This window comes from Ruegeria sp. SCP10, from assembly GCF_040329495.1.
GTDB lineage: Bacteria > Pseudomonadota > Alphaproteobacteria > Rhodobacterales > Rhodobacteraceae > Ruegeria.
The window spans coordinates 1-456 of sequence record NZ_JBDZYF010000080.1 but is presented as its reverse complement, the minus strand read 5'-3'; the positions used below and the strand labels follow the sequence as shown (position 1 = coordinate 456).

Annotated in this window: 1 protein-coding gene; it reads left to right on the top strand. The window is 51.8% G+C overall.

Annotation, left to right across the window (positions count from 1 at the left end; all coding sequences use genetic code 11):
* Positions 1-456: helix-turn-helix domain-containing protein (locus tag ABLN87_RS22360; RefSeq protein ID WP_353014316.1), on the top strand; the 456-nt coding region annotated here is incomplete at both ends.

Here is a 456-nt window from a genome sequence, read left to right as displayed (position 1 = left end):
CCACAAGAAGCTGTTACAGGCAGCGGCAATACACCACATAAAAACCACTCATCAAAAGTAACCCCGGAAGTGTTTGAGAAGATCAAGGCGCTGAGAGACCAGGGATTGTCTGGCAGAAAGATCAGCGCCGCGCTGAAAGAGGACAATATTCAAATTAGCCATGCAACGATCAGCAGGGCGCTTCGAGCGGATGCGGGCCTGTCAGCAGAGGGTATGCCCAAGGCGGTGACCCGTGATGTTATGCAGATCATCCTCGATCTGAAATCTCAAAAGTACAGCAGCCAGGCAATCTCCAAGCACCTCGAAGCTGGTGGGATACATTTGTCAGAATCAGGAGTGGTCGTTGCGCTTAGAGTTGCTTCATCGCAATTTAATGTGACCGCGGATTCAGAATCGTGGCGCAGTTTCCGGGAGACGGGATATCAGCAGGCCTCTCCCGATATTCAGCACATGCTG